The sequence below is a fragment of the Nostocoides sp. genome, assembly GCF_035343835.1.
In the GTDB taxonomy this organism is placed as follows: Bacteria; Actinomycetota; Actinomycetes; order Actinomycetales; family Dermatophilaceae; genus Nostocoides_A; species Nostocoides_A vanveenii.
In genome coordinates, this window is sequence record NZ_DAOQZV010000363.1 from 1 (window position 1) to 2,135 (window position 2,135).

General features: G+C 69.7%; 2 protein-coding genes. One reads left to right on the forward strand and one right to left on the reverse strand.

Features of this window, described 5'->3' with window-relative positions:
• On the reverse strand, positions 1–1,085 hold a 1,085-nt coding region (gene hemG, locus PKH97_RS16130; RefSeq protein ID WP_324388628.1), incomplete at its 3' end, for a protoporphyrinogen oxidase.
• Between the two features lie 83 nt (positions 1,086–1,168).
• Here hemG and PKH97_RS16135 point away from each other — a divergent pair.
• Positions 1,169–2,135: DUF4349 domain-containing protein (locus PKH97_RS16135; protein ID WP_324388629.1), on the forward strand; the 967-nt coding region annotated here is incomplete at its 3' end.

Sequence of the window (2,135 nt, forward strand, 5' to 3'; positions counted from 1 at the left end):
TGGCGCCCGAGCGAGGCGCGGACATATGCGGTCTCGGGCGCCGCGTCGGCCAGCCATCCCCACTTCTGGGAACTGAAGGTGCTCGCCTTGATGGCGCGTCCTTCGACGGGTGGCACGAGGAAGCCCGAGCCGGGCAGGGCCGGCATCGCCACGCGCGGGAAGGCGAAGGTGACGATGGCCATGGACGCCGTCTCGATGGCGGCCAACTCGTGGGCGGCCGAGGGCGCGACCGGTCCGAGCAGGCGCCGCGCGGGCGCCGGCGGGAGCGCGAGGATAACCGCGTCGGCGGTGATGATCTGGGGGGCGATCGTTGGTCCGGCGACGATTTCCCAGCCCGCGACGGCGCGGCGCACCTCCCGGACAACGGCCCCGGTGCGGATCCGCCCGCCGCGCTTGGCGATCGCATCGGCGAGAAGTTCGGGCAGCACGCCGACTCCCCCGTCTATGCCGATGAAGGCCGATTGCGCTGGGGCCGAGGGTGATTCGGGCGTGGGCGGGGAGGAATCCAGCAACGGGTCGCTAGACAATGCCTTGGCGTGGATGGCCGGGACCGCGGCAGCCAGTGAGATCTGCCGAGCGTCGCCGGCATACACACCGCCGAGCAGTGGGTCGACGAGCCGGTCGACCACCTCATCGCCAAGGGCCGCCGCGACGTAGTCACCGACGCTGACGTCACGAGTCGGAGCCGGCGGAACGACGGCAGCCCGCAGCCGTTCCATGCCCTGCGCGCTGAGGATCCCGGTCGCGTCAGCCGGGCGCCGTGGAACCCCCATCAGTGAACCTGGCGGCAACGGGTGCAGCGCCCCGTGGGACCAGACGGAAGCAGCGGTCGTCGCGGGGATCACGAGCCGTTGGCCGGCGCCTATCTCGGCAATCAGCTCGCGCGCCTCGGGGCGAACGGCGAGCATCGATTCGGCGCCGACGTCAACAAGGCGCCCACCGACGACCTCCTGACGCAGCTTGCCGCCGACGCGATCGCTCCCGTCGAGCACGAGCACCTCGCTGTCGGCTTCAGAAGCGCTCACTAACTCCCACGCGGCAGCCAGACCGGCCAGGCCACCACCGACGATAACGATCCGGTACACCCGCACAACTTATGTCGCGACCGGGGAACGGCCACCGGCAGGGTGACGTCGCAGGGCGAAGCACCGATCCCAGGAGCAACCCGATGATGACGTCGCGAATCGCCCGCGCAACCCTGGCCCTCAGCCTCGCCGGCACGATCGGCATCCTCGGCGGATGCAGCGGCGGCGGTAGCAGCAGTGGAGCGGTCGCTACGAGCGGGGCGGCCGGGCCCGCGCCGGCCGAGGTGGGCGTGGCACGCGGCGCCGCGGGCGACAAGGCCGAATCGTCGAGCGTCGCAGTCGATGCGCAGAAGTTGGCCCGCACGGCGACGCTCTCCCTACAAGTCGACGACGTCGGCAAGGCGACCGCGCAGGTGCGAGCCATCAATGTTGCTGCTGCCGGCTACGTGCTCTCGGAGAACATCGGCACGACCGGGACCGAGACCGACGAGCGGGCTGGGATCAGCCCGACAACCTATGCGGCACTGGTGATTTCGGTGCCCACAGACAAATTGGATGCCACGCTGGACGAGCTCCAGCGCATCGGGACAGTCCTCGATCGGCGCAGCCAGACCGAGAATGTCACCGGCGAGTATGTCGACGTCCAAGCCCGCGTCGTCACGATGAAGAAGTCCGTCGCGCGCATCCAGGACCTCATCGACAAGACCGACGACATCGACCAACTCGTGAAACTCGAACGCGAACTCTCCAGCCGCCAGGCCGAACTCGAGGCCATTGAGGCGCGACTGCAGGAACTGGATCGCAGCACCTCGCGCAGCCCGATCACCATCAACCTGACGACCGATCCCAGCCTGATCGACAGCGCCCTGTCCAACCCAGCGACTGGCTTCACCGGCGGGTTGAAGGCGGGCTGGAAGGCCTTCGTCGGCTCGCTCGCCGCGCTCTTCACGATCGTCGGCGCGGTCTTGCCGTTCGCGCTGCTCGGCGCCGTGCTCGCCGTGCCGATCGTCTACATCCGGCGTCGCCTGCAGGCCCGCCGGGCGGCCCGGCCGCCCAAGGTTAACCAGCGCAACACTTCGGCCCCCCTGCCGGACCCGATGGCGGGAGTGG